The organism is Burkholderia sp. Bp9090, from assembly GCF_003857985.1.
In the GTDB taxonomy this organism is placed as follows: domain Bacteria; phylum Pseudomonadota; class Gammaproteobacteria; order Burkholderiales; family Burkholderiaceae; genus Burkholderia.
In genome coordinates, this window is the sequence record NZ_QTPV01000029.1 from 1 (window position 1) to 26,950 (window position 26,950).

Here is a 26,950-nt window from a genome sequence, read left to right on the forward strand (position 1 = left end):
GCGGGGGAGCAGGAATACGAGTGGGACGAGTTCAATCGCTTGCTGTCGGCGCGGGTCGCGGAGGCGTCGCGGCAGAGTCAGTCACGGTATTTCTATGATGCGTTCGGTCGTCGTATTGCGAAGGAGGTGAACGGCGAGCGGACGGTGTTCGGATGGGATGGCGACACGCTGGCGTACGAGAGCGATGGCGAGCGTGGCACGCACTATCTGTACGAGCCGGGAACGTTTGTGCCGCTGGCGCAGTATGTGGTGGAACCGGTTGAGGGAATCTCGACGCCGGAGTGGAAGAGTACCGACCGCTACGTTCCGGAGGATGATCCGCTGCAGAAGATGCCGGAGCGGCGGGGTGACGCGGTGCTGTTCTATTACCACTGCGATCAGATTGGGACGCCTCAGTTGCTGACGGATGACGACGGAGACGTCGTGTGGGAAGCGTCGTATAAGGCTTGGGGCGAAGCGCGGGAGGTCATTGCGCGAGTGTCGAAGGCGACGGGTGTCGTACCGAAGAACCCTTTGCGATTCCAGGGGCAACGGGTTGATGAGGAGACGGGATTACATTACAACCGGCATCGATACTATGATCCGACATTTGGGCGGTTCACCTCCGCGGATCCGGTCGGGCTAGCGGGCGGTTCAAATGGGTATGAATATTCAGTCAATCCGATCGACAGCATAGATCCTCGCGGTCTAACTGCAGACCGACTTGGGCGAAACCTCGCTCGTGCAGGAAGACCTCTTCAGCCTGGACAAACGCCGCACCATATCGTTCAGGAAAATTGCCGCAAGGGCTCCCCAAATAGCCACGTGCAGAAGTCACGCGAAATTTTGGAGCGGAATGATATTGATATCGACTCCGCGTCGAACGGTGCTCGTTTGTGGGGTACTGGCAATGCTCAGGTCCAGGTGCCGGGACACCCTGGACGAGTAGCTGCGCGAGCGGATGGCACCTACCACGCTGGCGCACATATTCATGGCACAGATAATGATAAATTGATATATCAAGTACTTAAGGGCGTAGAGAAAAGGGGGGGCAATGTTGAAAATGCTCTCCGTGATATTGGGCAACGAATGGAGAGCGGCAGTTGGAAGGGGACGTTCAATTGCTGTTGTGACTAGGAGGTCGGCGAAATGTTATTGGAAGAGCCAGTGGTCGAGAATATGTTGGCCATGCTTCGGGAGAAATTTGAGTCGTATGAAACGACGAATCTCTACCCTCAATATCTTGAGCTCAGGGATTCGATAGACGATTGGAAATTTTCGTCCGGTGACTATTTTTCATGTCTTCCATATGAAGAGCAGCGACAGGGTTTCTCTGCGCCAAAGTTACTCAAGAAACGCTATGAGAGTGTCGACGAAGCACGTTGGCTAGGGAAATACAGTGCAGGCTTCCGAAATGGCCAGCATGTCGTGACAGTCATGCCAGGTCAAAAGACCGTTCGAGCGCTCAGTGCAGATTTGTACAGCGAAGACGATGGTGTAATTGATGTGTGTAGTATCACTCATAAGGGGATTGATAATCCGGAGAAGGTCGCGTCTCGCGTGACGGGTGTTGCTCGGATGAAACCGCTCGATGAATCTCGCAAGGTTTACGTCGCTGTTGGTGAAGGTGGGGCATTTTCGATTTATCTTTTTGAATACTCGGTGGATGAAAAGCCGAAAACTGCGCTTGCGTTCTCGAAAGGATGGACGGGCGAGTCTCGGTGGGACTTCCATTATGGATCGTCCGGCGAGTTAGATCGAATCACAGCCGGCCCAGCGACACTTTGGGCACGCGCGTAGTTGACTCTTTGCTGATAGCGTTCTGCGGCAATCTGGTGCGCGAACATCACGTCTAAGATCTGTTCGACGATCGACATCGCCCGCGCCTCGCCGAGCGGCGGTATCGCTATGACGCGGTCGGGCAATTGTCGCGGATCGAGGATAGTCGCAAGGGCGGGACGGACTATCGATACGATCCGGTCGGGCGGCTGATCGAGGCGATCAGTCCGGTCGCGAAGGAGCGGTTTGCATTCGACCCGGCGAGCAACATCATTGATCCAGTGCGGTCCACCGAAACGCCGGCCGCCCGTTCAAGCCCGGTGCGGCTGGAAAGCACGTTGCCGGTCGAGGTGCCGAAGGTGCTGGGTAACCTGCTGAAGACGTATGCGGGGATGCACTTCAAGTACGACGCGCGCGGGAATTTGGTGCGCAAGCGCACGCCGGCGGGGGAGCAGGAATACGAGTGGGACGAGTTCAATCGCTTGCTGTCGGCGCGGGTCGCGGAGGCGTCGCGGCAGAGTCAGTCACGGTATTTCTATGATGCGTTCGGTCGTCGTATTGCGAAGGAGGTGAACGGCGAGCGGACGGTGTTCGGGTGGGATGGCGACACGCTGGCGTACGAGAGCGATGGCGAGCGTGGCACACACTATCTGTACGAGCCGGGAACGTTTGTGCCGCTGGCGCAGTATGTGGCGGAACCGGTTGAGGGAATCTCGACGCCGGAGTGGAAGAGTACCGACCGCTACGTGCCGGAAGATGATCCGCTGCAGAAGATGCCGGAGCGGCGGGGTGGCGCAGTGCCCTTCTATTACCACTGCGATCAGATCGGGACGCCGCAGTTGCTGACGGATGACGACGGCGATGTCGTGTGGGAAGCGTCGTATAAGGCTTGGGGTGAAGCGCGGGAGGTCGTTGCGCGAGTGTCGAAGGCTGCGGGGATCGTGGCGAGGAATTCACTGCGGTTCCAGGGGCAGCAAGTCGATGAAGAGACGGGGTTGCACTTTAACCGCAACCGCTACTACGATCCCCAATCGGGCCGCTTCGTTAGCAAGGACCCGATCGGGTTACAGGGCGGCATCAACGTCTTCCAGTACGCGCCCAATCCAGTGCAGTGGGTCGATCCGTTAGGTCTTTCGAAGCAATGTCGTAAATGTTTGCCTAGCTGCAATGATTACGCGTCTCAGGGGCCGAAAGATCCAACGGAGATGGCCCAAGAACTTTCCAATCAGATCAACCAAAACTCGGTAACGTTCTCTACGCCCACAACACAGGGCCACATTGACCTGCAAGGGGCATCGCATTTCGATAAGGCCACGGGAACCGATATTCCGACACCTCATGTTCAGACTCGTAAAATTAACATAGGACCAAACGGCCAGGTGACGACATCGAAAAAGACGGAGGTTACAAGGGCTGCGACTAAACAAGATGTTCGCGTTGCAAGGGAGTTGGCGAGACGAAAGGGATTGTGCAAATGAGTGATCTTATTAATGCTTTGCAAAACTGGTATACCTCCCAATGTAACGACATTTGGGAGCACTCTTATGGCGTCGAGATTACCAATATCGACAACCCGGGCTGGAAGGTTAAGGTAAGCGGTGCATCAGGAAGGAAGCCCATCGATATGAACGCAGAGCGCGATGAAGACGATTGGATCACAGTGAAGGCGACCGAAACGGAATTCGTCGGGTACGGCGGTCCTGGTAATCTCAATGAACTGCTGGCACTCGTCGTAGATTGGTTGCGGTAAGTGCAAAGGGCCGCGTGAGCGGCCCTTGTTGTCTGTATGATGAGTTGAAGATCGGCGTTCGGGTAGTATGGGTATATGCTACCAATCCGGTTGCCTGGATTGATCCAGTGGGACTCAAATACGTATCCCGTAGTCGTGCTTGTGATTTGCTTGGAAAGGATAAGTCGAATAAGTCGATAAAAATATTTCTGAATGCGGCGTGTTGTTTTTAGAGGTACTCTGAAGGAGGAGCGAACGAAGTTCTTGTGCGACGATTTTGTGAAGATTGGGCCGGGAAAGCGTCAGGTTCGCGTGACGCCATCAGATTATAGTGGCGGTCATGGGGTGGCGGCGCCACTGTGCCCGATACTCCGTATGTTCGTTTTGAGCTCTTGCGGCGACGGGTAACGGAAATCGTCTTGTTACAAAGAACGTGCAAGTTCCACTTGATGCTGGGAATAATGGATGTCAATGATGTTGGAGGTGTTGTGGGAATGCGGTGGAATTTCATTCATCTTTGATTTGAAAGAGGGGGATGTTCCTTGGTGCGCTAAATGGCCTCAAGGAAGGTAAAAAATTCGAAAAAAATGGTGAATGATAAGTTGACCGGGGAGGTGATTCGCTTCGCGTTTTTTGCGGGGAGTGATGACGGCTTTAAAAATACCAAAGATGGTGCGGAAGTTATTTTGTCGATTGAGGTGTGTGAGTATGCAGGTCACAAACTAGAGGGGTTGAAGATAGGTAGAGGATTTTCGACGCCTGAGTTCGTGCAGCTAAGAAATTTGAAATCGAAGGGCAAGGTTTTAGATGCATTCTTTGTTATCGGAAAGTAGTGCTTGCAAGCGCGAGTAATGATGGATCTTGGGTTGAGATATAAATATGTCGACGTATGATTGGGTTGCCACGAATGGTGGCATCACTCTCGCGTGACGGACTCCCGCTTTGCCTTCGCGAAAGTTGAATTTGTGCTTCGGAACAGCAGTCAACCCTTGCAGCATCGTTCGGGACTCGGGCGCACTGTCATACGATAGTTGAGGGGTAAGTATGCAAGGGCTTCGGAAGATTATTTTTTCGGTTGAAGAAGGGTGGAGACGGATATCCTAAAATGGAATATGAATCTCTCCGGGGGATATTTTTCGGATGATTTGTCGTACGTCGTCGACAATGTTCCGTATTACGCCTATCGCGTGAATAAGGGGGTACGGTAGCGCATCCGTTCATTGACCGATAGCTCCCGCCGAGCCGACCTCGCGCATACGAACTTGGCATAATCACGCCTTGCTCGACACGAGCGCCGCTGCTGCGCAGACACACTTGTGCAACCGCCGCATCTTGGCTCGGGCGTATTGACTCCAGTCCCGTTACCACCGCAATACCCATGTCGACCATCACCGCGACCACCGCGTCGCTGAAACACATTCTCGAACACCCCGGCGATTTCTCCGGTTGGCTCTGCCTGCCGCCGATGCCCTGGACGCTCGATACAGAGGGCGCATTCACCGAAGACGCCAACGACCCCGAAGCCGCCACGCCGCCCGCTACCGCACCGCAACCCGGCTGGCGCGTCACGCTGAATAGCGCGACGATCGAGGACATCGTGATCAATGCGCATGACCAGGTCGACGAACCGAGCGTCGCGCAATTGTTCGACGCGTTCGTGTTCTACGTCGACAACGAGGAATTCATTCTGCTCTGACGACGCACGACGCACGACGCACGACGCACGACGCACGACGCACGACGCACGACGCACGACGACGCGCCCCACGCAACACAGTAAAAAAGGACCGCCGAGCGGTCCTTTCTTCACGAAGCGTCAACATCCAAACGAAGCCTGCCCCTCAAGGCAACGAAATCGTCAAATTCGCCGACTCCGGCCCGACCTTGATCACCTGCGAATAAGGCGCCAACGCCTGCAGCGTCTTGTCCTTGAGATAGGTATTGAGCCCGAGATACCCGAGCAGGGCCACCAGCGCAAACACCGCCCCGATCGCCCAAACCGGGACCTCCCGCTTCAACCGATGCGCGATCTGATCCGGCAGCGGCCAATGCGGCGCAAACGCCGCCCGCTTGCCCTTCATATGCGCGATCTCATCCCCCAGCCGCGCGGTCAGATACGCGAGCTTCTCCGGCCCCTCGAGCAGATACTTGCCCTGGAACCCGAGCAGCAGGCACATATGAAACACCTCGAGCGACTGCAACCGCGCCGCGCCTTGCGCGCGACATTCCTCGAGATACTGAAAGAACTTCTCCCCCGCGAGTTGCTCGCCGAACAGCACGAGCTGCAGCGGCCGGCGTTCCCAGTCGGTGCGGATCTTGAACTGCGACGACAGCACCATTTCATCGACCGCCGCGCAATACGCGAACTTCGCGCCATACACGTCCTCGGCCGGGATGTTCAGCTTCTTCGCGCCACGCTCGAAATCCGCCAGAAACTCCTGGATCTTCGTGCTGAACTCGCTCGCGCTGTCCGGCTCGCGGCCGTTCTTGAGCAGGAACAGCATGAAGAACCCGTCGTACAGCAGGTCGAGCAGCGAACGGGCCTGGAACGCGGCGTCGGTCGACGCCGGGGTATGCAGCGGGGCCGGCGCGTTGTCGCCGAACAGGGAAGGCGCGTAGCTCATGATGTGACCGCGATCAGTTCGAATTTCAGGTCATTGATGCCAGTCGGCGCGTAGATCATCGCGGACTGGGCCTGCAGCATGCGCTCGTACAACGCGCCGCGCGAGTCGAGCTGGAAATAGCATGCACCGGGCCGCACCGGAATCGCGGGCGGCACCTGCGGCATGTACGACAGCCGCACGCCGGGCATTGCCGACAGCACGAGCTTGTCGACGTCGTCGGGCGCGCCGACCTTGAAGCGCGCCGGCACCGCATCGATAAGCTCGACGTTCGGCATGTCCGCGGACACGGCCAGATAGAACTCGGTCTTGTCGTCGATCTTGCCCGAATCGAGGCGGCCGAGATGGAACGACGGACGCACCTCGTCGAGCGTGATCGCGAAGTAGCGCGTCGAGATCACGGTGTCGAGCAGCTCGCGCAGCATCAGGTCGAGACGCGCGAAGCTCGGACCCGGATCGTCATGGCGATACACGGGCAGGTCGGCGAGCGTGTAGCCCTTCGAGAACGTCATCAGCTGCCCCGCGAGGCGCAGCAGTTCCTGGAACAGCCGCTCCGGATGCAGCGCCGCGTGCTGGTGCAGGTGCGCGAGCGTCGCGAACGCGGCGTTCGCCGTGTGCAGCAGCCAGAACGACGCGATGTCGCCCGAGCGGAACTCGATGATGTTCTTCGACGGTTCGCGGTGAAAACCGTACAGCGCGTTCACCTTCGCCTGCAGCGCGTCGACGAGCTGGCGCAGCCGCTGGTGCAGGATCGGCGACGCGTCGATCGCGAGGCACGGCGGCACGAAGCTGTCGTCCATCTCGAAGCCGGACGTCGCGGTGCGGCGCACGCGCACGAGCGGCACCGACAGTAGCTGGTCGCGCGGCTCGCTGTGCGCGATCAGCTTGACCTGCGTCTTCAGGAACGTGATGTCGGCTTCGGCGGCGTCGGTGAAGTTGTCGGCGACGCTCGTCTGCTCGCTGACGAAACGCGTCATGAAGCCGGCGGCCGGATCGTCGCTGTAGTTGGTGCCGTTCTCGCGCAGCGGGTGCAGCGCGAGGTAGAACACGAATTCGTTGATGCCGTCGGGCAGCGTGTCGAGCGCGATCGGCGGCGGCAGGTCGTCGGCCTGCGGCGCGGCGTAAAGCGCGCCGTCCGGGAACACGAGCGCGAGTTCGGCCACGCGCAGCACGTTGCTGCCAAGCGCATCGCGGTCGATGCGCACCGAGCGCACGCCCCAGTTGTACGGCTGGATCGCCTGGATGGATTCGAACAGGCGCGCCTCGTGGTACGCGTCCTGCCGCTGAAAGTGTTGAGGCCGGAGGAACAGCCCTTCCCCCCACAGCACCTTGGCCGAATAACTCATGTCAAATCCGGTTAATGTCGCGTTGCGATGTAATCGATTTGTTCGTGCCCGAATTAATCGCCATTTTGTTAACTCTTGTTAAATGACATTCGTGCGTCATGTTTAACCGCAGGTCACCGACGAAAGCAAATTCAGCGGTTGCGAAGGCGCACCCTGTTGCGGTGCGATGACAGAGCCGTCGGTGACCGTCATCGCGCAATTATGCAGGCCGATGATTATGCCGGATTTCTCCGACTTTGCCGGGTCGAACGTCAGTTTCCACCGCTGGATTGCGGGATCGCGGAACAGCGCGACGATGCCGAATGCCTGCGCTTCGCGCGACAGCTTTTCGGTTGCCGTATAGCGCTGGCCCGGAATCAGCGTGATTTCACGCACGTTCAGCAGATCGGCGCCCAGCGCAGCCTTTTCCTTGGTCGGATCGGTGAATGCATCGAACGGCGCTTGCTGGAACGAAGTCGGATCCTTTAGCGCGTAAAGCCTGACCACTAACGCGAGCGGCTTGTGATCGTTCGCGGCATTGAGGTTCGGCGCGGCGGCGAGCGTGAGCCCGATGTTGCGCGGCGGTTTCTGGGCATCCGGCACGTCGGGCTTGCCGACGCCGGCGGCCTGCATGACGGCGCTCGCGGCGGAGCCGAGCAGCGGGGCGGCCGCGCATCCGGCCAGGAGCGCGCAGGCAATCAGCGGCAGCGCATAGCGAATCATGGACGATCTCATCGTGTTTACGGCGTGCCGCCTTTAACTCCCCTGTCAAAACTGCCGGGTATTTCCGCGTTCGCCGCGAATCCCCGGCGTATCGGCCGTTCAACTATTAAGCACACGCGCCCGGCAGCGTGCCTTCGGAAATTTTTTCCGTCGTTCGCGCAAAGCGTTGCAAGCCAAGTAAAACTTGCACATTCCGGTCGATGCGAAAGCCGTCGGCGAGCCGCTACCAGAGGCGTTTCGAGGGGGGCGCACGATTTTAAAAGGAATTACTCTGCACGCAGCGATTGAATTATGAAAAATTGATCGGTACTATACCCGCGCGCTTCTTGCAAAGCAAAAGAACCAGATTCTCAACGATTTTAATACTCACGCGCCGGTGGATATAACGATGAAAGACCGTCTCTTCGCAAAACTTTCTGGGGTAGTGCTGGCTTGCGGCGTGATCGCCGGTTGTGCGAGCCAGCCGCCGGCGCCGCCGTCTGCCGAGGTGTTCAACAAGTCGCTGGCCGATGCGGACGCCGTCGCGAAATCGGGTGACCAGGACAAGGCGCTCGGCCTGTACCAGCAGCTCGCGAAGTCGGATCCGACGCGCGAGGAGCCGTGGTCGCGCATCGCGCAGATCCAGTTTGCCCAGAACCACTACGGCCAGGCGATCGTCGCCGCGCAGGAAGCACTGCAGCGCGACGCGACCGACCGTCAGGCGAAGAGCGTGCTCGCGGTCGCGGGGCTGCGGATCGCGACGCAGTCGCTCGGCGAACTGCGCCAGGATTCGTCGCTCGCGGGCGATGCGAAGTCGGACGCGCAGGCGCTCGCGAAGCAGCTGCGCGACACGCTCGGCGAATCGGCGCTGTTCCCGCCGGAGCAGAAGGCGCAAACGCGCAAGGTCGTGCGTCGCCAGATTCACCGTCCGAAGGCCGGCGCCGGCGCTGCAACCGAGGTCGCCGCCGGTGCTGCCACCACGCCGACGGCGTCGGGCAACACCGCGCCGCAGAAGGGCGGCGCCGATCCATTCAGCGCACTGCGCAACTGACCGCAACTGACGCGATAACCACAACTAACCTGGGAGCCGTCGAGATGGCCAAGAAAGAAAGCATTCAGAAAAGCTTGCAGAAAATACGGCCGCCGCGCGTCCAGCTGACCTACGAGGTCGAGAAGGGCGACGCGATCGAGGTAAAGGAACTGCCGTTCGTCGTCGGGGTCGTCGGCGATCTGGCGGGCCAGTCGGAAGTCGAGCAGCCGAAGCTGCGCGACCGCAAGTTCGTCAACATCGACCGTGACAACTTCGACGACGTGATGAAGGCGATCGAGCCGCGTGCCGCGTTCCAGGTGGAAAACCGCCTGAGCCCGGAAGGCGGCAAGTTCGCGGTCGACCTGAAGTTCCGTTCGCTGTCGGATTTCAACCCGGATGAAGTCGTCGAACAGGTCGAGCCGCTGCGCCGCCTGCTCGAGGCGCGCTCGAAGCTCGCCGACCTGCGCAACAAGCTCGCCGGCAACGACAAGCTCGAGGACCTGCTGTCCGAAGTGCTGAAGAACACGCAGCAGCTGCAGGAGCTCGCGAAGGGCACCGGCGGCGACAAAGACGGCGAATGACGACGGAGTGTTGAGATGAACCAGCAAACGGCTGCGGCCCAAGCGAGCGGCGCGGAATACGCCGCCGGGACTTCGCTGCTCGACGACATCGTCGAGAAGAGCAAGGTCGCGAAATCCGATTCCGAGCATGCACGTGCGAAGGACCTGATCGGCGAACTCGTGCACCAGGTGCTCGACGGCACGGTGATCGTGTCGGACAACCTGTCGGCGACGATCGACGCGCGCGTCGCGGAACTCGATCGCCTGATCTCCACGCAGCTGTCCGCGGTGATGCACGCGCCGGAATTCCAGCGTCTCGAAAGCACGTGGCGCGGGATGGATTACCTGGTCAAGGAAAGCAACACCGGTCAGACGATCAAGATCAAGGCGCTGCACGCACCGAAGCGCGACCTCGTGCGCGACTTCAAGGGCGCGAGCGAGTTCGACCAGAGCGCGCTGTTCAAGAAGGTCTACGAAGAAGAGTTCGGCACGTTCGGCGGCTCGCCGTTCGGTGCGCTGATCGGCGATTACGAGATCTCGCGCCAACCGGAAGACATGTACTTCATCGAGCAGATGTCGCACGTCGCGGCGGCCGCGCACGCGCCGTTCATCGCGTCGGCGTCGCCCGAGCTGCTCGGCCTCGAGTCGTTCTCCGACCTTGGCAAGCCGCGCGATCTCGGCAAGGTGTTCGACACGGTCGAATACGCGAAGTGGAAGTCGTTCCGCGATTCGGAAGACTCGCGCTACGTCGGCCTCACGCTGCCGCGCTTCCTCGGCCGCCTGCCGTTCAATCCGAAGGACGGCCAGACGGCGGAGAACTTCAACTTCGTCGAGGACGTCGACGGCACCGAGCACGACAAGTACTTGTGGTGCAACGCGGCGTGGGCCTTCGCGGCACGCCTGACGGCCGCGTTCGACGACTTCGGCTGGTGCGCGGCGATCCGCGGCGTCGAGGGCGGCGGCCTCGTCGAGGACCTGCCGACCCACACGTTCAAGACCGACGACGGTGAAGTCGCGCTGAAGTGCCCGACCGAAATCGCGATCACCGATCGCCGCGAGAAGGAGCTGAGCGACCTCGGCTTCATCCCGCTCGTGCATTGCAAGAACTCGGATTACGCTGCGTTCTTCGCCGCGCAATCGGTGCAGAAACCGAAAAAATACAGCACCGACAGCGCGAATGCGAACGCCGTCCTGTCCGCCCAGCTTCAGTACATCTTCTCGGTATCGCGCGTCGCGCACTACCTGAAGGCGATGATGCGGGACAAGATCGGCAGCTTCGCATCGGCGCAGAACGTAGAGACTTTCCTCAACCGGTGGATTTCGCAGTACGTCCTGCTCGACGACAACGCGTCTCAGGAACAGAAGGCGCAATTTCCGCTGCGCGAGGCATCCATACAAGTGTCGGAGATTCCGGGCAAGCCGGGCTCGTATCGTTCGGTCGCGTTCCTGCGTCCGCACTTTCAGCTCGACGAACTCTCGATTTCTCTGCGACTTGTCGCTGATCTGCCCAAACCGGCAAATTCATAAGCGAGTAAATCGCCCGGGCGGGCCGCCTGGGTAGGACGTTAAAACCACCTCTTTGGGGAGTCGAAGGGCCATGTTACATATGCACTTGCAGTTTGGTAGTCCGGCGGTGAAGGGTGAATCCGCGGACAAGGACCATCAAGGCTGGATCGAGCTGAAATCGTGGGATCACTCGATCGTTCAGCCGCGTTCGGCAACGGCATCGACCGCAGGCGGTCACACGATGACGCGCTGCGAGCACGGCGACATGATTTTCACGAAGGAAATCGATTCGTCGAGCCCGCTGCTGTATCAGCACGCGTCGGGCGGCACCACGTTCGATGAAGTGACGGTCCATTTCTCGCGCGCGGACGGTGAAGGCAAGCGCGTGCAGTATCTGGAAGTGAAGCTCAAGTACGTGATCATCTCGAGCATCGCACCGAGCGTTCGCGAAGAAGGTCTGCCGCTCGAGACGTTCTCGCTGAAGTACGCGGCCGTGCAGTGGAAGCAGACCCAGCAGAAGATCGGCGGCAACCAGGGCGGCAACACGCAAGGCGCCTGGAGCCTGACGAAGAACGACAAGACCTACGCGGTCTAAGGTCGGTTGCGGCAACGGGGCGCTCGGCGTCCCGTTGCCGTTTTCGCTGTGCACGCCGGCCGATGAAAAGATTCGAACCCAGTTTTCTCGACAAGCTGTTCGACGACGAACCGCATCTGCCGGCCTCGGCCGCGATGCGGCAATTGTCGCTGGACGAGCTCAAGAACACGGTCGCCCGCGACGTCGAGGCGATCCTCAACACCCGTATCGCGCACACCGAAATCGAGCTGGCCGCGCTGCCGGAATGCCAGAAGTCGGTGCTGACCTACGGGCTGAACGATTTCGCGGGGCTGAGCCTCGCGAGTCACTACGACCGCGCGTTCATCTGCAAGTCGATCCAGCAGGCCATCGCGCGCCACGAGCCGCGGCTGCAGCAGGTGCAGGTGACGTTCGAGCTGAACGAGCAGTCGACCAACGCGCTTTACTTCGCGATCCAGGCGCTGCTCGTCGTGCACCCGGCCGAGGAGCCGGTGAGTTTCGATGCGATGCTGCAGCCGTCGACGCTGCAGTATTCGGTCACGCGCGCACGCGCGGCCAGAATGCTGTGAATCGAGCTGCCGAGCGGGCCGGACCGCCCGGTGGTGGATCAGGGTCCGGCAGGAAATATTGAGGTTCGGGGTCGTCGATGGAAGAATTGCTGCCGTATTACGAGCGCGAATTATCGTTTTTGCGGCGCTATTCGCGAGATTTCGCCGAGCGCTATCCGAAGATCGCCGCGCGGCTCGCGTTGTCGGGCGAGCACTGCGAGGATCCGCACGTCGAGCGGATGATCGAGTCGTTCGCGCTGCTCGGCGCGCGCATCAACAAGAAGCTCGACGACGACTACCCGGAATTCACCGAAGCGCTGCTGGAAGTGCTGTATCCGCACTACCTGCGGCCGTTCCCGTCGTGCTCGATCGCGCAGTTCACGCCGGCGTCGCCCGGCCAGCAGACCGAACCGGTCGTGATCGACCGCGGCACCGAGCTGAAGAGCCGCCCGATCCGCGGCGTGCAGTGCCGGTTCCGCACCGCGTACGACGTGACGCTCGCGCCGATCCGCATCTCGGAGGCGCGCTACACGCCGGTCGCGCTCGCACCGAGCGCGACGGTGCTGCCGTCCAACGCGACGGGCGTGATCTCGATCACGTTCGAATCGCTCGCCGCGCAGCTCGATCTCGGCGCGCTGAAGCTGCCGACGCTGCGCGCGCACCTGCACGGCGAGCAGTCGTTCGTCGCCGCGCTGACCGACTGCCTGTTCGTCAATGTGCTCGGCGCGTACGTCGAGCCCGAGCGCAACGGCCGCTGGACCGCGCTGCGCAAGCTGCCGATCGCGCACGCCGGCTTCGACGAGGACGACGCGCTGATCGACTACCCGGCGAAGTCGCACCCCGCGTATCGCCTGCTCACCGAATACTTCGCGTTCCCCGACAAGTTCGATTTCGTCGATTTCGATCTTGCGGCGATCGCGCGCGCGTCGGGCCGCTGCCAGCGCGCGACGCTGCATCTGGTGCTGCAGGACGTGCGCAGCGATTCGCACGTCGCGCGGCTGCTCGAGCTGCTGACGGCCAGCCATTTCCGGCTGTTCTGCACGCCGATCGTCAACCTGTTCCGCCAGCACGGCGAGCCGATCCGCATCACGCACCGCGCGGTGTCGTACCCGGTGATCGCCGAAGCGCGCCGCGCGTTCGCGTACGAGGTGTACTCGATCGATTCGGTGAAGCTCGTCCGGCAGCAGGCGCATGAAGAATCGGTGATCGAGTTCCGGCCGTTCTATTCGCTGCATCACGGCGAATCGGCACGGATCGGTCACTACTGGTTCGCGCGCCGCAACGACTGGGTCGCGCAGAAAAGCCCCGGCTACGAAACCGAGATCTCGATCGTCGACATCGACTTCGAGCCGACCTCGCCGCAGACCGACACGCTGAGCCTCGACCTCACCTGCACGAACCGCGACCTGCCGGCGATGCTCGCATTCGGCCTCGAAGGCGGCGACCTGTTCCAGGAAGGCGGCGCGCAGACGAGCGGCATCTCGATGCTGCGGCGCCCGACGCAGAGCGTGCGCTTCGAGCGCGGCCGCGCCGCGCACTGGCGGCTCGTGTCGCATCTCGCGCTGAACCACGTGTCGCTGGTCGCGCACGGGCTCGCGCCGCTCAAGGAAATGCTGACGCTGTACGACCTGCGGCGCACCGCCGTGTCGATGCGCCAGATCGACGGCCTCGCCGGCGTCGAGCAGCGCGGCGCCGTGCAGTGGCTGCCCGGCAAGCCGTTCGCGACCTTCGTGCGCGGCATCGAGATCCGCCTGACGATCGACGAGGAGCACTTCGTCGGCGCGAGCCTCGCGTCGTTCGTACGCGTGCTCGACAGCTTCTTCGGGCTGTACGTCCATCTCAACAGTTTCGTTCAACTAGTCGTGGTGTCGAAGCGCACCGGCGAGGAGATCATTCGATGCAAGCCCCGCACCGGCGAATCGATCCTGGCGTAGTCGACGCGCTGCTCGACGAGCCGCACCGCTTCGAGTTCTTCCAGGCGGTGCGCGTGCTCGAAGGGCTGTTCGCGCGGCAGGCGTCCGATGCCCCCGGCGCGTGGCGGCAGGGCGACGTCGTCGCGCAGCGCATCGAATTCCGTAACACGCTGTCGCTCGGCTTTCCGCCGAGCGAGATCGAAGGCGCCCGCTCGTTCGACGACGACGGCACGCTGCTCGACTCGGGCGAGGATCGCGGCGCCGCGCTCGCGGCCGGCGAGCTCGGTCACGTCGAACTGACACCCGCATTCTTCGGGCTGCTCGGCGGGCAGGGCGCGCTGCCGCTGCACTACACCGAGCAGATCGTCGCGCGCGAGCACCTGAAGCGCGACCACGCGGCGCGCGCCTTCTTCGACGTGTTCTCGAACCGCGCGACCGCGCTGTTCTACGCGGCGTGGAAGAAATACCGGCTGCCGTTCCATTACGAACTCGACCGCGACGAGCGCTACCTGCCGCTCCTGCTCGCGATCGCCGGCGTGCCGAGCGACGAGGTGCGCGACAGCCTCGCGGCCGGCGCGGGCGGCGTGCTCGACGAGGCCGTCGCCGGCTACGCGCTCGCCGCGCGGCACCGGCCGATGTCGGCCGCCTACCTGCAGCGCACGCTGTCCGATTACTTCCGCGTGCCGGTGAAGATCGACCAGTTCGTCGGCAAGTGGTACGACGTGCCGCCCGACCAGCTGAGCGTGCTCGGCGAGGTCAACGCGGTGCTCGGCGCGACGGCGCTCGTCGGCGAACGCGTATGGCAGCGCGACATGCGCGCGCGGATCGTCGTCGGCCCGCTGTCCAAGCGCGACTACGAGGCGTTCCTGCCCGGCGGCGCGCAGGCCGTCGCGCTCGAGCGGATGCTGACGCTGCTCGCCGGCGTCACGCTCGAATACGAGGTGAAGCTCGTGCTGAAACGCACCGAGGTCGGCGCGAGCGTGCTCGGCGCAGGCTCGCGGCTCGGCTGGGATGCGTTCCTCTGCACCCGCGACGCAGCCGACGACCGCTCGGACGCCCGCTATGAACTGCACGTGATTCACTGATTCCGAACGACAACAAACAATCGAACCTGAGATCGACGCCATGAGCACGCCCCTGAAGACCCTGATCACGAAACTGAACCCGCTGTGCCGGCACGCGACCGAGCGCGCGGCGAGCGCGTGCCTGGCGCGCGGCCATTACGAGGTCGATCTGGAGCATCTGTTTCTCGCGCTGCTCGACCAGGCGACGGGCGACCTGCCGCTCGCGTTGCGTGCGAGCCGCGTCGATCCGCATGCGCTGCGCGCCGATCTCGAGCGCGAACTCACGCGCCTGAAGACGGGCAACACGCGCACGCCGGTGTTTTCCGTGCACCTGATCGCGCTGTTCGAACAGGCCTGGTTGATCGCATCGCTCGATTCGCAGCTCGGCCGCATCCGTTCGGGGCATCTGCTGCTCGCGCTGCTGACCGCGCCCGATCTCGCGCAGTTCGCGCAGCGCATGTCGTCGCAGTTCGCGGAAATGAACGTGACGGACCTGAAGCACAAGTTCGACGAGATCATGGCCGGTTCGAGCGAGGCCGAGCCGCGCCAGGCGGATGCGGAAGGCAGCGACGTCGCGCCGGCCGCCGACGGCGCCGCGCCCGCGGCCGGCCCGTCGAAGACGCCCGCGCTCGACACGTACACGACCAACCTCACGCAGCGCGCGCGTGACGGCAAGATCGACCCGGTGATCGGCCGCGAAGCCGTGATTCGCCAGGCGATCGACATCCTGATGCGTCGTCGCCAGAACAACCCGATCATGACCGGCGAGGCCGGCGTCGGCAAAACGGCGGTCGTCGAGGGTCTCGCGCTGCGGATCGCGGCCGACGACGTGCCGCCGCCGCTGCGCGGCGTCGCGCTGCACGTGCTGGACATGGGCCTGCTGCAGGCCGGCGCGAGCGTGAAGGGCGAGTTCGAGAACCGCCTGAAGAGCGTGATCGACGAGGTGAAGAAGAGCGCGCACCCGATCATCCTGTTCATCGACGAGGCACACACGATCATCGGCGCGGGCGGCCAGGCCGGCCAGAACGACGCGGCGAACCTGCTGAAACCGGCGCTCGCGCGCGGCGAGCTGCGCACGATCGCCGCGACGACCTGGAGCGAATACAAGAAGTACTTCGAGAAGGATGCGGCGCTCGCGCGGCGCTTCCAGGTCGTGAAGGTCGAGGAGCCGAGCGAGCCGCTCGCGGCCGCGATGCTGCGCGGGATGTCCGGGTTGATGGAGAAGCACTTCAACGTGCGGATCCTCGACGACGCGATCACCGAGGCCGTGCGCCTGTCGCATCGCTACATCAGCGGCCGCCAGCTGCCGGACAAGGCGATCAGCGTGCTCGACACCGCGTGCGCGAAGGTCGCGCTCGCGCACAGCGCGACGCCCGCGGCGATCGACGACACGAAGAAGCGCATCGAGCGCATCGACGCGGAAATCGCGTCGCTGGAGCGCGAGGCGGCGGGCGGCGCCGCGCACGACGAGCGCCTGGGCGAGCTGCGCGGCGCGCGCGACACGGCGCTCGCGCAATTGACCGAGGACGAGGCGCGCTATGAAGCCGAGCGCGCGATCGTCGTCGAGATCACCGAACTGCGCGACATGCTCGACCGGGCGCGCGGTCCGTCGGAAGACGGCGAGCCGGTCGACGTGCCGGCCACGCGCGAGAAGCTGGCCGAACGCGTCGCGGCGCTGCACGCGCTGCAGGGCGGCGAGCCGATGGTGCCGCTGCAGGTCGACGGCCACGTCGTCGCCGAGATCGTCGCCGCGTGGACGGGCATTCCGCTCGGCCGGATGGTGAAGGACGAGATCGACACCGTGCTGAACCTGCAGCCGCTGCTGACCGCGCGCGTGATCGGCCAGGACCATGCGCTCGATGCGATCGCGCAACGCGTGCGCACGGCGACCGCGAACCTCGAGGATCCGAACAAGCCGCGCGGCGTGTTCATGTTCGTCGGGCCGTCGGGCGTCGGCAAGACCGAGACGGCGCTCGCGCTGGCCGACATCCTGTACGGCGGCGAGCGCAAGATGGTCACGATCAACATGAGCGAGTACCAGGAAGCGCACAGCGTGTCGGGCCTGAAGGGCTCGCCGCCGGGCTACGTCGGCTACGGCGAGGGCGGCGTGCTGACCGAGGCCGTGCGCCGCAACCCGTATTCCGTCGTGCTGCTCGACGAGGTCGAGAAGGCGCACCCGGACGTGCTCGAGATGTTCTTCCAGGTGTTCGACAAGGGCACGATGGACGACGCCGAAGGGCGCGAGATCGACTTCCGCAATACGCTGATCATCCTGACGTCGAACGTCGGATCGGCCGCGGTGATGCAGGCGTGCCTGAACAAGCCGGCCGAGGAACTGCCCGATCCGGACGCACTCGCCGAGGCGCTGCGCCCGCAGCTGTACAAGACGTTCAAGCCCGCGTTCCTCGGCCGGATGAAGGTCGTGCCGTACTACCCGATTTCCGACGACGTGCTGGCCGAGATCATCGAGCTGAAGCTCGAACGGATCCGTCGCCGCATCGAAGCGAACCACAAGGCCGCGTTCGAGTGGGACGAATCGCTCGTCGACGCGGTGCTCGCGCGCTGCACCGAGGTCGATTCGGGTGCCCGCAACGTCGACCACATTTTGAACGGCACGCTGCTGCCGGAGATCGCGGGCCACGTGCTCGGCCGGATCGCCGACGGCGCGGCCATCGCGCGCATCGCGGTGCGCGCGGACGAGGCCGGCGAATTCGCCTATACGGTCGAATGAGCCCCCGCACGCGACATCTCATGCATCAACGGATTCACTGAACCATGCCGATCAATCTCCCCGAGCTGCTGACGCCGATCAGCGATGCATCGCCCAGCGGCGACGACCTGCTGTTCTCGAACGAATTCGACGCGATCCAGGACGCGCGGCGCTACGACGATCCGACGCTCGACCAGGGCGAGTGGGTGACCGAGATCAAGGAGGCCGACTGGGGCTTCGTCGTCGATCACGCGGGCGCGCTGCTGCGCACGCGCACCAAGGACCTGCGGCTCGCCGTGTGGCTGACCGAGGCGCTCGCGCTGGAGGACGGCATCACCGGCCTCACCGAAGGCTATGCGCTGCTGGAAGGCCTGTGCCGCGACTACTGGGACACCGTGCATCCGCTGCCGGAAGGCGACGACGTCGAATACCGGCTCGGCAACGTCGCGTGGCTGTCCGGCCGCACGGCCGAGCTGCTGCGCGGCATTCCGGTGACCGACGGCGCATCGAACGCGTTCACCACGCTCGACTGGGAAGTCGCGCAGCATGTGGCGCAGGCCGTGAAGCGCGATCCGGAACACGCGGACGACATCGCGCGCGGCAAGCCGTCGGTCGAGCAGGTCGATGCGTCGCGGCGCGTGACGTCGATCGCGTTCTACACGACGCTGCTCGCGAACCTGAAGGCGTTCGAAATCTCGCTCGACGCGTTCGAGGAGCGGCTCGTCGAACGCGCCGGCGATTCGGCGCCGAGCTTCCGGCAGACGCGCGACGCGTTCGAGACCGTGTACCGGCTCGTCGAGCGCTTCGCGCGCGAGCAGGGCTATACGGGCAGCGCGCCGCATGCACCGTCGGCGCCGCAGGCGCAGCCCGAGCGCATCGAGCCGAGCTTCGGCGACGCGTTCCACACCGAGGAGACCCATGTGCAGTCGCAGACCGCTCCGCGTCCGCCGGTGACGCAAATGATCGCCGGCATCCAGAACCGTGCGCAGGCCGTCGACCAGCTTCGTGCGGTCGCGCGCTACTTCCGCCAGACCGAGCCGCACAGCCCGGTCGCGTATCTCGCGGACAAGGCCGCCGAATGGGCCGACATGCCGCTGCACAAGTGGCTCGAGAGCGTCGTGAAGGACGACGGGTCGCTGTCGCACATCCGCGAGCTGCTGGGGGTGAGGCCCGACGAGCAGTCGTGAGCCGCCGCTTGTTGACCTGAGAGCGCGGGCCCGGCGGGCTCGCGATGAACGAGAAGAAGGGTGACGCATGAACGTGACCGAACTGGCACAGGCGATTCGTGGTGGCCTGATCCAGCAGGATCGGCTGCTGAAGACGGACATCCCGTCGCTGCCGAACAATGCGCTCGTGCCGCGCCGCGCGGTAACCCGTTCGGCGCTCGGCCGCGATTTCAGCGTGGCGATCGATCTGGTGTCCACCGCGAGCGACGTCGAGTTCAAGACGCTGATCGCGCAGCCGATCACGCTGTGGATCCAGCAGCCTGACAAGTCGTATCTGCCGATCAACGGCTACGTCCACACGGCGCGACGGCTCGGCGCCGACGGCAGCCTGTCGAGTTACCAGCTGCGCTTCGCGTCGTGGATGCATTTCCTCAAGTTCCGCAGCGACATGCGGTACTGGCAGGACCAGCCGGTCGACGCGATTCTCTCCGACGTGTTCGATACGCATCCGCAGGCCAGGGGCCAATACCAGTTCGCGTTGTCGAAACCGTTGCCGTCCCGGTCGTACTGTCGCCAGAGCGAAACCGACTGGAACTTCGTGCACCGGCTGATGGAGGACGAAGGGCTGTTCGGGTTCTGGCGGCACAGCGAAGACGGGAAGGCGCATACGCTCGTCATCACCGACGACGTGCATGCGGTCGATGCGCTGTCCCCGAATGTCGTTACGTTCGATCGTTCCGGCAGCGGCACCGAAACCGCCGGGTTTACGCAATGGACCGCATCGCGGACGTTGCAAAGCACGCTGCACACGACGCGCACCTTCGACTACAAAGCGCCGTCGTCGGCGGGCAATCCGAACGGCACGTCGCTGCCGACCAAGGCCGGCCAGGGGGACCTGCCGGGCCAGGCGGAAATCTATGAATACACCGGCGCGTACACGTATCCGGGCCAGGACCGCGGCGAACACCTGTCGAAGATTCGTCTCGAGGAATGGGAGTCGCGCGCGAAGCGCTTCTTCGGCGTGGGCGGCGTGCGCGCGATCGATGCCGGCCGGCGCTTCACGCTGACCGGTCATCCCGAGCACGACCGCGATTCGGCGAGCGAGCGCGAGTTCGCGGCCATCGGCGTCACGCGGTACATCGAGAACAATCTGCCGGTTTCGGACCACGAAGCGAGCTTTCCGCATAGCCTGCAGGACCAGCTGGCGCAGGTGAAGGCCGGTCACGGGGAAGCGGCGGCATTCGAAGTTGGGCATGACGACGGCTCCGCCGGGTTCTATCTCGTCGAGGTCGAAGCGCAGCGCGCGAGCGTGCCGTACCGCAGCCCGTTCGAGCATCGCAAGCCCGCGATGCAGCTCGAGACGGCGATCGTCGTCGGGCCGAAGGGCGAAGAGGTTTATACGGACGAGCGGAACCGGATCAAGGTCATGTTCGTCTGGGACCGCCAGAGCGAAGGCCGCGAGAACGCGTCGTGCTGGATGCGTGTCGTGCAGTCCGATACCGGCGGCGGGTACGGCGGCGTGCATATTCCGCGGGTCGGCGAGGAAGTGCTGATCGGCTACATCGGCGGCGACTGCGACCGGCCGATCGTCATGCATCGCGTGTACAACGGTGCGACCAGGCCGCAGTGGCATAGCAACGGGATCCTGTCGGGCTTCCGGTCGAAGGAGTATGCAGGATCGGGGCACAACGAGATGGTGCTCGACGACGCGACCGGGCAGAACCGCGCGCGCCTGTTCAGCAGCAGTGCGAATTCGCTGCTTCATCTCGGCTATCTGATCGAGCAGAACGGGAACACGCGCGGTGCGTATCTCGGCTCAGGCTTCGACCTGCGCACGGATGCGTACGGCGCGATGCGAGCCGGGCAGGGCCTGTACGTGACGACGCATCCGAAGCAGGCGAACAGCCAGCCGCTCGACGTGAGTGAGGCGAAGCAGCAGCTTGGCAATGCGCAGGGGCTGATCGAATCGATGTCGCAGGTCAGCGAGATGCATCAGGCGGAGAGTCTCGGCACCGGTCACGATGCGCTCAAGCAATTCGCCGAGACGACGCAGAACAGCGTGGCGGGGGCGGCCTCGGGTGGCGGCAGGACTGCAGGCGGCGGGACGGGGAATGCGAATGCGTTCAAGGAGCCGGTGATGTTGTTCGCGAGCCCGGCGGGGATTGGGGGGGCGTCGCAGCAGTCGGTGCACCTGGCGAGCGACCGGCAGACCAATATCGTCAGTGGTCAAAGTACGTTCATTACCAGCGGGAAGTCGCTGATCGCCGGCATCCGGGATCGCATCAGCCTGTTCGCGCAGAACGCCGGGATGAAGCTGTTCGCCGCGAAGGGCAAGGTCGAGGTTCAGGCGCATGCGGACAGCATCGAACTCACAGCGCAGAAGACCGTGAAGATGATGGCGGCGACCGAGGCCGTCGACGTGGCCGCGAAGCAGGAGATCCTGCTCACGTCGGGTGGCGCCTATATCCGGATCAAGGGCGGCAACATCGAGATTCACGCGCCGGGGAAGGTAGATTTCAAGGGCGCTCAGCACCAGTTCAGCGGACCGACGAGCATGCAGTATCCGCTGCCCGCGATGCCGGGCGGCACGTGCAAGCAATGCGTGCTGAATGCGCATAGCGGGCGCGAGTCGATGGTCGAGGCGGATTGATGGACGAAGTCAACGATACGGGTGACACCATCGAGATGGCGGCGGATGGGCCCAGTCCGCGCGAGCGTGAATGGCCGGCATTCGTGGAGACGCTGAAGGCATCGCTGGAGCACGAGGCCGGCGACGGCAGACCGATGCGTCTTTACGTGCTCGTCGACACGCGCGGTTATCAGGAGCTGGACACGCAGCTGGCAGCCGTGCGCGGCCTGCGTTACGCGTCCCTTTGGACCGATACCGGGCTGGATGCCTATACGGATATCGCACCGTACCTGATTGCGTTCGACGGTCGCGCACTCGACGGCGGGGATGCGGAGCAGCATCGCGTGCTGCGTCAGCTGTGGCTGGATGCCGTCGATCTGCATGCGGTGACGTGGTTGTGCTCGGCGTGGTCGTTCGACGCGCTGGATGCACATCTGCGCCAGTACGTGAAGTACGCGCTGCCGAACGGTCGCGCGTACTACCTGTTCTTCTTCGACAATCTTGTATTCGGGCGGCTCCGACAGGTGTGGAGCGACACGCAGGCGCAGCAGTTCGTCGCGCCGTTTAGCGAGATCCGATATCGCGATCGTCGGCTCGACGAAGTCGTGTGGCGCAACGACACGCCGGCGGTTGAAGGTGTGATGTCGGCAAGCGACGCACCGGACCTCAGCGAGCGGCAGCACGCGCTACTGATCGAGCTCGGGTACCCGGACAAGCTCGTGCTGAAGTTTCGCGAGACGATGGCGGCGGTGGTCGATCACCTGTCCGATGCGGAACTCCATGATCAGGTTGTCGAGCAACTCGAACGCGCAGCAGCGCACGGGATTGCCGAAGAAGCGGAATTGCAGTGCTACGTAATGACGGGCGTGCTGGTTGCGCCCCGGTTCGACGAGCATCCGGCGGTGCGGGTGTGCCTTGGAGCCGTGGCGCATGGAGAGACGACGCTCAATGACGCGTTGGCGACGATCGACGACGCGACATGGAATGCGATTCGCGATGCGCACGAGCGGGAATCGATGGAGGCGCTTCGTGGCGTGGCGTAGGTCCGCGCCGGCGATGTGCCTGGTTGCGGCGGCTTTGAGCGCGTGTGGCAAGTCGGAGCCGGTGTATAGCGGAGTTTCGGTAATGGGTCGGAATTATCTGCCGTACAACATGAGCGGCTTCACCGTGATGGACGCGTTTGGAAACAAGGCAAGCGGCGGCGGGGACGACCCGCCGGGTGCAGGTGGGGGGAGCGTGACGTGTTGCTACCAACTCAAGGGCGCCGAGTTCACGGTCGAATGGAAGTATTACGATGCAGACCGATGGACGATGGACGACTCGCACATGCAGGAGGTCGAGACAAAGGTCGTGATGCCACCGTCGGTCGTTCCTGAGCAGCTCGGCGCCCGCATTCTCGAAGTTCATTTCTATCCGGATCGTCACGTCGAGCTTCAATTTCCGGGCGAACTTCTCGACAAGTCGCGTATTCCGATCGTCGAGGTTTCCCGATGGATGGCGACTCGTTATCAGGCGCAACTGGATAGGAAATTTGCAGATACGGACGGGCAATCGCATCGTCGCATCGCGCGTGCAGTGGCTGCTGCGTGGCTGAAATATCGGCTGACCGACTGGCGTGATCTCGCGCAATACGTGTACTTCGACCTGCTGGTGAACAGTCGATTCGATTCGCACCCGACGGTCCAGCGCATCTTGCAGACTGATGCCAGTCAACCCGGTACGTTCGCGAAGTCGATGCAGACCTTGTCGAAGAACGTGCTGTCGGCTTTGGCGAGCGGCCGCTTCGAACCCGTGGCTGTCCCGGCGGTTCCTGACGGCTTGCTGCCGTCACCGCGTATGGACGAGGCGCGACATGGTTGATTTCGTGGAGAGAGGTTCTGGCTATGAGTGGAAGGGCCGCTTACGTGACGGGCGGAACGATACCGATGCGTGGGATATGCCTGCAACGCATGCTCGACAATATTCGGAAGGAAAACATCAGTGAATAGCACGACGGGATTTTCGGGGCTGGCGAGCCGTGTTCTGGCTGGGTGTCTGCTCGTGACGGCCATGGCGGCGTGCGGCAAGTCGGAGCCGACATATAGCGGCGTTTCGGTCATCGCTCACAACTATCTGCCGTACAACCTGGACGGGTTCACGATCACCGATGCCCACGGAAACAAGGCGGGTGGGGGGAACAGCTTGCCGGGTGGTGGGGGCGGGGTGACGTGTTGCTACAAGCTCCAGGGAACCGAGTTCACGGTCAAGTGGAATTACGTCGACGTCGACCAGTGGCATAAAGGCAATGAGGAAACGCTTCACGCCGAGGCAAAGGCGACGTTGCCCCCATCGCAGGTTCCGGAGAAGGTAGGCGATCGAATCCTCGAGGTTCACTTCTATCCGGATCGTCACGTCGAGCTTCAGTTTCCTGGCGCGTTGATGGACGAATCGCGTATTCCGATGATCGATGTGTCGCGCTGGATGGCGAGCAGGTATCAGGCGCAATTGAGCAAGCGGTACGACGAGCGTGAAGACCAGCAGTTTCGTCGTGTCGCTCGAGTTGTTGCGTTGGCATGGTTGAAGTACCGCCTCGTCGATCTCGACGATTTGAAGCAGTACGCTTACTACAACCTGCTCGTGAACAGTCGCTTCGACTCGCATCCGGAGATCCAGCGCATGTTGCAAGCGGATGCCGGCAAGCCAGGCGCTTTTGCGAAGTCCATGCAATCGTTGCCGAAGAATGTTCTGTCTGAATTGACGAGCGACAAGTTCGAACCGGTCGCAGTGCCACCCATATCCGACGGGCTGGTTCCGCCGCCGCGTGTCGAGGAGAAAAAGCATGGCTGAAAGAGTCAAACTCGATCCGGATGACGCGACGCCAACATCCGTATACGCCCAAATCGCAAACCGGAATGCGACGATGTACCCGAAGGGCGATTGCATGCCGTGCGGCGCGACGATTCGGATGGGCTTTTTCTTCGATGCATTCGGACGCCATCGCGATATCGACGATCCATCGAGTTCGCAATACTCCAATATCGCCCGGCTCTGGGAAGCGCATCGCGATATGGAGGATCCGAGACGGCCCGCGAATCAGTTCTGGTTTCGCTTCTATTATTCGGGATTGGGCACGCCCCTCAACGAGTCAGCCAAGGCCGAGGAATGGATCAATGCTGCCGTAGCCGCGAGCAAGATGGGGGGCAAGAAGGCGTTGAGCGGAGCGCAATCGGTCGCCAAGTCGTTCACGCGCGTCAATACGCCGCTCAAGCAGGCCAGCGTAAAAAAACGTGTCGACGACGTAAAGAAGCAGCTCATCGATGGGTTCCTCGAGGGGGACTTCTCGCTTCGACCAATCGACAAGGCATTCCAGGATCTTCGGAAGGATATCGAACGCATTCCCGCTCAGGCGCGGCGTGTCATGAACGTCTTGAATGCATCGCCGGAGCGATACTGGGAACGAACCAAGGCGACCGGAACGCTGCTGTGGCGCAACGCGAAGAACGACTTCAAGAACAACGTCAAAGGCACTCCGATGAAGGCGGGCTGGGCGGTCGCTCGCAGCCTCTTTGTCGGTATAGCGATGGAGAACGTGCCGATCGTGCGTGACAATTCCGTCATGGCCAAAGCTTTCGGCACAGGTGTCGATACGCGGTTGATCGCCGCCAAGGACCAGTTCAAGACTGCGTACGAGGCCGTCAAGAGCCAGATGCCGAAAGTCCGGGCGATCGAGGTTTCGGTGTTCGGCGCGGATCGAGGGTGCGTGCTCGCACGTGCGTTCATCAACGATCTGGCGGAGAAATACAAGCGCAGGGACGACACGGATCTCGCTATTGACGGTGTGTCGATTCAGATCAAATTCGTCGGATTGCTCGATGCAGTTTCGTCCATCATGTCGGAGGAGGCCGGCGAGCTGATCGGAATGGTGCCTTATCTGGGTATGCTCAAAACCAGCTTCAAGGATCGTCCTCTCGCCATCCCGGCCAGTGTGCAGCGCTGCGTTCATTTTGCCGCTGCGCATGAGATGCGCTTCTATCAGCGACTCGACAGTCTCGAGAAAACCCGTGGCGAACAGTTTCTCTATCCGGGCACGAGCTGTGATGTCGTCGGCGGCGCGCCGAGCGGGGCCATGGGGCTCAATGCCGAATTGATGAGAGTCCCGCTGCAAGACATGTTGCTGGAAGCGATCAAGGCGGGCGCGGTCATGGACACCATGGAGGATCTGTACCTGTACAACGCGCCGGTGTTCAAGCGTTTCAAGCTCTCGGATCCGATCAAGTACGGTGGTAAGGAGTATCGAATCAAGGCGCTGGTCAACGCCTACCGCACCCTCGTCCCGCGCAAGCCCGGCGCCGACTTCATGGAGCATTCGAAAGTCTTCATGCGCTGGATTGCAGCCCGCTACATGGATCCCGACTTCCGCCGCACGATTGCCGACCCGGTTGCCGACTGGAAACGCAACATGAGCGACGCTGACCTGCAGCGCAAGACGGCGAAGTCGCAACTCGACTGGGAACTGCAGCGACAAGGCATCAACATGAGCATGCTGGCCAGCCGCAGCCAGGAGGACCAGGCGAAGCTGCGGGGCATGAAGGCAGCGAGCGACGCGGCACAAAAGCGCTATGAGAAGCTGATCGCGGAAGCGCCGAAGGACTATTCGACGGTCTGGGAGCGTCTCGAGAAGGAAGCGGCAAAGAAGCTGCGCCGCGCGTCGTATCAGGACGGCCTGAAGCAATCCGCCGAGCGTATCCGTAACATGCCGGATTCGTGGGACTCCAATAACAAGGCGAGCGCGGACGCGATCGAGGCGGCTATGCTGCCGGAAGCCGAGATGGAGCTGGTGTCGGCCTGGAAGGAAGGGGTCGAAGGCAAGCATCCGCTTCCGCAGGAGGTCATGGCGCTGTTCGACATGCTTGTCCACGATACGTTGTTGACGAGCTGGCAAGACCACGTGCTGGCGCCGTCACTGTACTTCCGCACTCGCGACAAGGATACGTTCGGGTCGAGCGATCTCGCAAAGGAAGCGAAGCAGCGCAAGAAAGACGATCTTGCCGCGGCACGTATCGACCAGGCGGCCAAGCAGAGCCAGGAATGGGCGCGGGGCTACAAGGGCGGCACAACTCCCCCCATTCATTGAGC

22 protein-coding genes and 1 pseudogene are annotated in these 26,950 nt (G+C 62.5%); 20 read left to right on the forward strand and 3 right to left on the reverse strand.

The window, feature by feature from the left end:
• The 6 genes and pseudogenes from DIE16_RS37445 to DIE16_RS23650 all read left to right on the forward strand — a co-directional run.
• A partial coding sequence (locus DIE16_RS37445) for an RHS repeat-associated core domain-containing protein (protein WP_148095396.1) occupies window positions 1-1,116 on the forward strand: 1,116 nt, incomplete at its 5' end.
• A 12-nt stretch (window positions 1,117-1,128) separates the two neighbouring features.
• A complete protein-coding gene (locus tag DIE16_RS23630) occupies window positions 1,129-1,779 on the forward strand; it encodes a hypothetical protein (RefSeq protein WP_124893526.1) in 651 nt (216 codons plus the stop codon).
• Window positions 1,780-1,834: 55 nt separating this feature from the next.
• A pseudogene (locus tag DIE16_RS23635) lies at window positions 1,835-2,895 on the forward strand (RHS repeat-associated core domain-containing protein); the annotation flags it as partial.
• Between the two features lie 337 nt (window positions 2,896-3,232).
• Window positions 3,233-3,508, forward strand: a complete 276-nt coding sequence (locus DIE16_RS23640) for an immunity 53 family protein (protein WP_124893528.1) — start codon at window positions 3,233-3,235, stop codon at window positions 3,506-3,508.
• A 533-nt stretch (window positions 3,509-4,041) separates the two neighbouring features.
• On the forward strand, window positions 4,042-4,320 hold the full coding sequence (locus DIE16_RS23645) for a hypothetical protein (RefSeq protein ID WP_124893529.1): 279 nt from the start codon (window positions 4,042-4,044) through the stop codon (window positions 4,318-4,320).
• A 545-nt stretch (window positions 4,321-4,865) separates the two neighbouring features.
• On the forward strand, window positions 4,866-5,183 hold the full coding sequence (locus DIE16_RS23650; protein ID WP_124893530.1) for a hypothetical protein: 318 nt from the start codon (window positions 4,866-4,868) through the stop codon (window positions 5,181-5,183).
• Between the two features lie 145 nt (window positions 5,184-5,328).
• On the opposite strand, the gene icmH is transcribed toward DIE16_RS23650, so the two are convergent.
• From icmH to tssJ, 3 genes are all read right to left on the reverse strand, one after another.
• Window positions 5,329-6,111 (reverse strand): type IVB secretion system protein IcmH/DotU, encoded by a 783-nt coding sequence (gene icmH, locus DIE16_RS23655; protein WP_044845934.1) that lies wholly within the window; start codon window positions 6,109-6,111, stop codon window positions 5,329-5,331.
• Window positions 6,108-7,454 carry a type VI secretion system baseplate subunit TssK gene (gene tssK, locus DIE16_RS23660; RefSeq protein ID WP_124487867.1) on the reverse strand — a complete coding sequence of 449 codons (1,347 nt, stop codon included), beginning with the start codon at window positions 7,452-7,454 and terminating at the stop codon, window positions 6,108-6,110. The genes icmH and tssK overlap by 4 nt, the downstream gene beginning before the upstream one ends.
• 102 nt (window positions 7,455-7,556) lie before the next feature.
• Entirely contained in the window at window positions 7,557-8,168 is a 612-nt protein-coding gene (tssJ, locus tag DIE16_RS23665; protein ID WP_044845932.1) for a type VI secretion system lipoprotein TssJ, read from the reverse strand.
• 376 nt (window positions 8,169-8,544) lie between these two features.
• On the opposite strand from tssJ, the gene DIE16_RS23670 reads away from it, so the two are divergent.
• The 14 genes from DIE16_RS23670 (at window position 8,545) to DIE16_RS23735 (ending at window position 26,948) form a co-directional block, all read left to right on the forward strand.
• Window positions 8,545-9,186 (forward strand): M48 family metallopeptidase, encoded by a 642-nt coding sequence (locus DIE16_RS23670; protein WP_124522218.1) that lies wholly within the window; start codon window positions 8,545-8,547, stop codon window positions 9,184-9,186.
• A 44-nt stretch (window positions 9,187-9,230) separates the two neighbouring features.
• On the forward strand, window positions 9,231-9,746 hold the full coding sequence (gene tssB / locus DIE16_RS23675) for a type VI secretion system contractile sheath small subunit (RefSeq protein WP_059465242.1): 516 nt from the start codon (window positions 9,231-9,233) through the stop codon (window positions 9,744-9,746).
• A 15-nt stretch (window positions 9,747-9,761) separates the two neighbouring features.
• Complete coding sequence (gene tssC, locus DIE16_RS23680; RefSeq protein WP_006751237.1) at window positions 9,762-11,252, forward strand: type VI secretion system contractile sheath large subunit; 1,491 nt, start codon at window positions 9,762-9,764, stop codon at window positions 11,250-11,252.
• 70 nt (window positions 11,253-11,322) lie between these two features.
• Window positions 11,323-11,826 carry a type VI secretion system tube protein Hcp gene (locus DIE16_RS23685; protein WP_006477093.1) on the forward strand — a complete coding sequence of 168 codons (504 nt, stop codon included), beginning with the start codon at window positions 11,323-11,325 and terminating at the stop codon, window positions 11,824-11,826.
• Between the two features lie 62 nt (window positions 11,827-11,888).
• Window positions 11,889-12,374: a type VI secretion system baseplate subunit TssE gene (gene tssE / locus DIE16_RS23690; RefSeq protein WP_044845929.1), complete on the forward strand. Its 486-nt coding sequence runs from the start codon at window positions 11,889-11,891 to the stop codon at window positions 12,372-12,374.
• Window positions 12,375-12,451: 77 nt separating this feature from the next.
• Window positions 12,452-14,287: a type VI secretion system baseplate subunit TssF gene (tssF, locus tag DIE16_RS23695; RefSeq protein WP_124487868.1), complete on the forward strand. Its 1,836-nt coding sequence runs from the start codon at window positions 12,452-12,454 to the stop codon at window positions 14,285-14,287.
• The gene (gene tssG / locus DIE16_RS23700; RefSeq protein WP_124667624.1) at window positions 14,251-15,351 is read left to right on the forward strand and encodes a type VI secretion system baseplate subunit TssG; all 1,101 of its coding nucleotides are present in this window, start codon (window positions 14,251-14,253) and stop codon (window positions 15,349-15,351) included. Before tssF ends, tssG begins: the two co-directional genes overlap by 37 nt.
• 40 nt (window positions 15,352-15,391) lie before the next feature.
• On the forward strand, window positions 15,392-18,061 hold the full coding sequence (gene tssH, locus DIE16_RS23705; RefSeq protein WP_124893531.1) for a type VI secretion system ATPase TssH: 2,670 nt from the start codon (window positions 15,392-15,394) through the stop codon (window positions 18,059-18,061).
• 44 nt (window positions 18,062-18,105) lie between these two features.
• Window positions 18,106-19,227 carry a type VI secretion system protein TssA gene (tssA, locus tag DIE16_RS23710; RefSeq protein WP_124487871.1) on the forward strand — a complete coding sequence of 374 codons (1,122 nt, stop codon included), beginning with the start codon at window positions 18,106-18,108 and terminating at the stop codon, window positions 19,225-19,227.
• A 67-nt stretch (window positions 19,228-19,294) separates the two neighbouring features.
• The gene (locus DIE16_RS23715) at window positions 19,295-21,856 is read left to right on the forward strand and encodes a type VI secretion system Vgr family protein (protein ID WP_124893532.1); all 2,562 of its coding nucleotides are present in this window, start codon (window positions 19,295-19,297) and stop codon (window positions 21,854-21,856) included.
• Window positions 21,856-22,878 carry a DUF4123 domain-containing protein gene (locus DIE16_RS23720; protein ID WP_124893533.1) on the forward strand — a complete coding sequence of 341 codons (1,023 nt, stop codon included), beginning with the start codon at window positions 21,856-21,858 and terminating at the stop codon, window positions 22,876-22,878. The genes DIE16_RS23715 and DIE16_RS23720 overlap by 1 nt, the downstream gene beginning before the upstream one ends.
• A gap of 13 nt (window positions 22,879-22,891) precedes the next feature.
• Entirely contained in the window at window positions 22,892-23,695 is an 804-nt protein-coding gene (locus DIE16_RS23725) for a DUF3304 domain-containing protein (RefSeq protein ID WP_124487918.1), read from the forward strand.
• Window positions 23,696-23,884: 189 nt separating this feature from the next.
• Window positions 23,885-24,661, forward strand: a complete 777-nt coding sequence (locus DIE16_RS23730) for a DUF3304 domain-containing protein (RefSeq protein ID WP_124487919.1) — start codon at window positions 23,885-23,887, stop codon at window positions 24,659-24,661.
• On the forward strand, window positions 24,654-26,948 hold the full coding sequence (locus tag DIE16_RS23735; protein WP_124893534.1) for a DUF2235 domain-containing protein: 2,295 nt from the start codon (window positions 24,654-24,656) through the stop codon (window positions 26,946-26,948). The genes DIE16_RS23730 and DIE16_RS23735 overlap by 8 nt, the downstream gene beginning before the upstream one ends.
• Window positions 26,949-26,950 lie beyond the last annotated feature (2 nt).